Genomic DNA, 4,109 nt, shown 5'->3' with positions numbered 1-4,109 from the left:
GTCTTGTCCACCTGCGCCGCGACCTGGTCCAGCGCGCGACGGAAGGCCGGGTCCGACAGGACCCGCCGGCGGTAGGTGAGGAAGTAGGACCCGACGTGGATGAAGTCGCTGTAGCGCCACAGGTCGAGCCGGCGCATCTGCTCCTCGACGCTGTCCAGGCCCAGGGGGCCGCCGTGGCGCTCGTGCTCGGTCACCGAGAACTTCTCGTACGTCGCCTGGAGTCCCCACCAGTCGCACGCCGTGGCGTCCATCTTCGCGAAGACCCGGTCGAGGGGCTGGACGAGGTAGCAGGAGTCGTTCGTCAGCACCAGCTCGTCGTACTCCTCGATCGTGTCCCACCCGACCAGCTCGCCGGCGAGCATGGAGTACGAGCCGAAGTCGTAGCGGCCGTGGCGGATCGCCCAGCGGCCCTTCGTGTACGGCGCCAGCTTGTCGAGCTCGCCGTCGACGAGCGCGCAGTCCGCCAGGTAGTAGACGTCCGCGAAGCGGCTCAGCTCGGCGACGTAGCTGACGACGGTCGGATCGATCAGCCCGTCCACGTCGAAGCCGGCGAAGAGGCACACGCGCCGCGGGGGGCGGGAGGGATCGGGTGCCGGCGGGGCCGACCGCTCCTGCACCTCGGGCAGGGTGGCGAGGCCCTGGTGCCGCCCCGCGACGAGGTAGTGCACCAGCGGGTTGACGTCCTCGCGGGTCGGGTCCAGGTGCTCCTTCCAGTACCACCACAGGTCGAAGCGGGGGGAGGGGTGGCGCAGCTCGTGCCAGCCGCGTCGGGCGAAGTGCTCCACCTCCTCGACACGACCGCACAGGTCCCACAGGAGGTCCTGGTTGTGCAGGAAGTAGCCGAACGGGTCGAGCTCCCCGCTGGCGGCGATCAGGGCCACCTCGCACCGCAGGCGGTCGTCGGGGTCGACCCAGGGGTCCGCGTCCCCGGCGGCCGCGAGTCCGTCGGTCAACGCACCGGTGATGAGGTCGGACCGGGTCTCCGGGTTCGCCTCGGCCCAGCGCTGCACGAACGTCAGCCACTGCCGCAGGAACTCGTCCATCCATCCACCTTGGTCGCCTCGAGGGAGGACCCACCCTAGAGGCAGGGACCGCGGCCCGCGTCACGGCCGGGGGCCGGCGCGGTGCTAGGTTGCGGGCCGTGGAAAGAGCTCAAGACCTCGGGAGCGCCGTCGGGATCGAGGACACCCGGCGGGCCCTGCGCATGGCGCAGCGGGAGCTCAAGCTCGTCCGCACCGAGCAGGAGCACCAGCTCGAGACGCTCCAGCGCGTCCGTCGCCAGCGGGCGCGGCTGCGGGTCCAGGTGACGACGGTGTCGGACACGCTCGCCGCCGTCCTCTCCGAGGCCTACTGGGCCGAGCGGCACGGCACCCGACGGTGGTCGGGCCGCGGCGCCAGGGACCCCGAGGCGACGCTGGTCGCCGAGGTCGAGGCGTCCGACCTCTTCGACGGGGGCTGGTACCTCCGGCAGTACCTCGACGTGGCCGAGCAGCGCATCGCTCCGGCGGTGCACCTGGTGCGTTTCGGCAACGAGCGTCTGCTCGACCCCAGCGAGGCGTTCAGCACGTCGCGCCACCTCACGGCACATCCGGACACGGGCGGCCTGCCGGCCCTGGTCCACCACCTCAGGTCTGGTGCCGAGCGGTGAGCGAGCAGACCCCCCACGACTTCGTCGTCGTCGGCGGCGGCATCGTGGGACTGTCCACGGCCCTCCACCTCCTGCAGTCCCGCGCCGGCGCCGACGTGCTGGTCCTCGACAAGGAGTCCGGCGTCGGTCGCCACCAGACCGGGCACAACAGCGGTGTCATCCACTCGGGCATCTACTACGRGCCCGGGTCGCTGAAGGCCAGGATGTGTCGCGAGGGCTCCCGACGCACCGAGGAGTACGCCGCCGAGCACGGCGTCCCCGTCAAGATCACCGGCAAGCTTCTCGTCGCGACCGACGAGCACGAGCTGACCCGCATGCACGCCCTGCGCGAGCGGGCGGACGTCAACGGCGTCGCCGCCGAGGTCATCGACGCCGCGGAGCTCCGACGCCGCGAGCCGCACGTCACCGGGCTCGGCGCCCTGTGGCTGCCCGGCACCGGCATCACCGACTACCGGGCGATCACCCGTGCGCTCGCCGACGACGTACGTCGCGACGGCGGCGACGTCGTCACCGGCTGTGAGGTCGTGGCGATCCACGAGTCCGGGGACGAGGTGCGCCTGACCACGAGCACCGGTGTCGTCCGGGCTCGGAACGTCGTGTTCTGTGCCGGGGTGCAGGCCGACCGGGTGGCCCGCCTGGCCGGACTCCCCGTGGACTTCGCCATCGTCCCGTTCCGCGGCGAGTACTACGACGTCGTCCCGGAGCGGGCCGACCTGGTCACCTCGCTCATCTACCCGATCCCGGACCCGTCGCTGCCCTTCCTCGGCGTGCACCTGACCCCCACCGTCGACGGGGGCCTCAACGTCGGCCCCAACGCCGTGCTGGGATTCGCCCGCGAGGGCTACCCGAAGTTCTCCTTCGACGTGCGCGACACCGTCGAGATGGCCCGCTTCCGGGGCATGTACCCGCTGGCCCGCCAGAACATCCGCACCGGGGTCCGCGAGCTGCGCAACTCGCTGTGGAAGACCGGCTACCTGCGCGAGTGCCAGAAGTACGCCCCCGGTCTGACCGCCGCCGACCTGACGCCGCGCGAGGCCGGCATCCGCGCCCAGGCGGTGCTGCGCGACGGTGCCTTCGTCCACGACTTCATGCTGCGCCGTACGGCACGCACCCTGCACGTCATCAATGCTCCCTCCCCGGCAGCCACCTCGGCGCTGCCGATCGGGCGTGCGCTGGCGCGGATGGCCGTCACCGGTGAGGACCACGTCGAGGCCTAGCGCCGTCGAGAGACCAGCGTCGTCGAAGAGAAGGAAACCAGCACCGTGTCACTCCCCATCGCCCTCGTGGGCTGTGGCTCCATGGGTCTCAACCATGCCCGGGTCATCGCCACCGGCCCCGCCACCGACCTCGTCCTGATCATCGATCCCGACGAGGAGAAGGGCCGTCGCGCGGCCGACCTGTTCGACGCCCGCTGGGCCCCCGGGGTGGAGGACCTCGGCGGTGTCGAGGCGGCGGTGGTCGCCGCCCCCACCGAGCACCACCTCGCGGCCGCCCTCCCGATCATCGAGGCGGGCCTGCCGCTGCTCATCGAGAAGCCGGTGTGCCCGTCGGTCCGCGACACCGAGACGGTGGTCGCCGCCGCCGAGCAGGCCGGGGTGCCCCTCATGTGCGGCCTGCTCGAGCGCTTCAACCCGGCCGTCCGCACCGCGTTCAGCATGCTCGAGGAGCCGCTGCTCGTGCGCAGCGAGCGCCACTCGCCGTACGCGCCCCGGATCAAGACCGGCGTGGCGTGGGACCTGCTGGTCCACGACGTCGACCTGGTGATCCAGGCCTTCGGCGGCACCCACCCGGTCCGGGTCGACGTGGCGCGCGGCCACTTCCACCCGTCCTCCCTGCCCGAGGCCGAGGACGTCGTCGAGGCCTCGCTGCACTTCGACCGGGGCGGGATCGCGTCGGTGTCCGCCAGCCGGATCGGCCAGCGCAAGGTCCGCTCGATGGTGATCTCCGAGCTGGACCGGATGATCGAGGTCGACCTGCTGCGGCGGGACGTGACGATCTACCACCACACCACCGTCGACCCGGACGCCCGAGGCACCGGCTACCGCCAGAGCACCGAGATCGAGGTGCCCGAGATCATCGGGGCGGAGCCGCTCGTGAGTCAGCTGGCCCACTTCGTGGAGCTGGTCGAGGGACGCGGGGACGTGGAGCGGGAGCGGGCCTCGATCCTGCCCGCGCACCGCGTGATCGAGCAGGCGCTCTCCGTCGCGGGCTGAGCCCGGCGAGGCTCAGCGGCCGGGGACAGCCGTCCCGTCGCCGGGCCGGCCGTCCATCACGAGGTCGGGCTCACCACCGGGGTGCAGGACCACGTGCCCGACGACCCGTGCCGGCACCCCCGCGACGATCGTGCGCGGCGCCACGTCGCGGGTGACCACCGCGCCGGCCGCCACCACGGCCTCGTCCCCGATGGTGACGCCCATGTTCACGACCGCGGCCGCGCCGATGAAGACCCGGTCGCCAATGG

At 72.2% G+C, this 4,109-nt stretch carries 5 protein-coding genes; 3 read left to right on the top strand and 2 right to left on the bottom strand.

Annotation, left to right across the window (positions count from 1 at the left end):
• Positions 1-1,043, bottom strand: a 1,043-nt coding sequence (locus tag ACXJKL_RS16020) for a rhamnan synthesis F family protein (RefSeq protein WP_457208023.1), incomplete at its 3' end; no start/stop codon positions are given.
• Positions 1,044-1,141: 98 nt separating this feature from the next.
• Between ACXJKL_RS16020 and ACXJKL_RS16015 the strand changes: the two genes are divergently transcribed.
• From ACXJKL_RS16015 to ACXJKL_RS16005, 3 genes are read left to right on the top strand one after another with little or no spacing between them, the layout of a single operon-like run.
• Positions 1,142-1,648: a hypothetical protein gene (locus ACXJKL_RS16015; RefSeq protein ID WP_457208022.1), complete on the top strand. Its 507-nt coding sequence runs from the start codon at positions 1,142-1,144 to the stop codon at positions 1,646-1,648.
• Positions 1,645-2,865 carry an L-2-hydroxyglutarate oxidase gene (gene lhgO / locus ACXJKL_RS16010; RefSeq protein WP_457208021.1) on the top strand — a complete coding sequence of 407 codons (1,221 nt, stop codon included), beginning with the start codon at positions 1,645-1,647 and terminating at the stop codon, positions 2,863-2,865. The genes ACXJKL_RS16015 and lhgO overlap by 4 nt, the downstream gene beginning before the upstream one ends.
• A 45-nt stretch (positions 2,866-2,910) precedes the next feature.
• On the top strand, positions 2,911-3,861 hold the full coding sequence (locus ACXJKL_RS16005; RefSeq protein WP_457208020.1) for a Gfo/Idh/MocA family protein: 951 nt from the start codon (positions 2,911-2,913) through the stop codon (positions 3,859-3,861).
• A 12-nt stretch (positions 3,862-3,873) separates the two neighbouring features.
• On the opposite strand, the gene ACXJKL_RS16000 is transcribed toward ACXJKL_RS16005, so the two are convergent.
• The coding region (locus tag ACXJKL_RS16000; protein ID WP_457208019.1) for a DapH/DapD/GlmU-related protein at positions 3,874-4,109 on the bottom strand (236 nt) is incomplete at its 5' end.

The sequence above is a fragment of the Nocardioides sp. P5_C9_2 genome (genome assembly GCF_054049555.1).
Note: the sequence above shows the minus strand (reverse complement) of the source record. Positions and strands in the feature narration are given on the sequence as shown.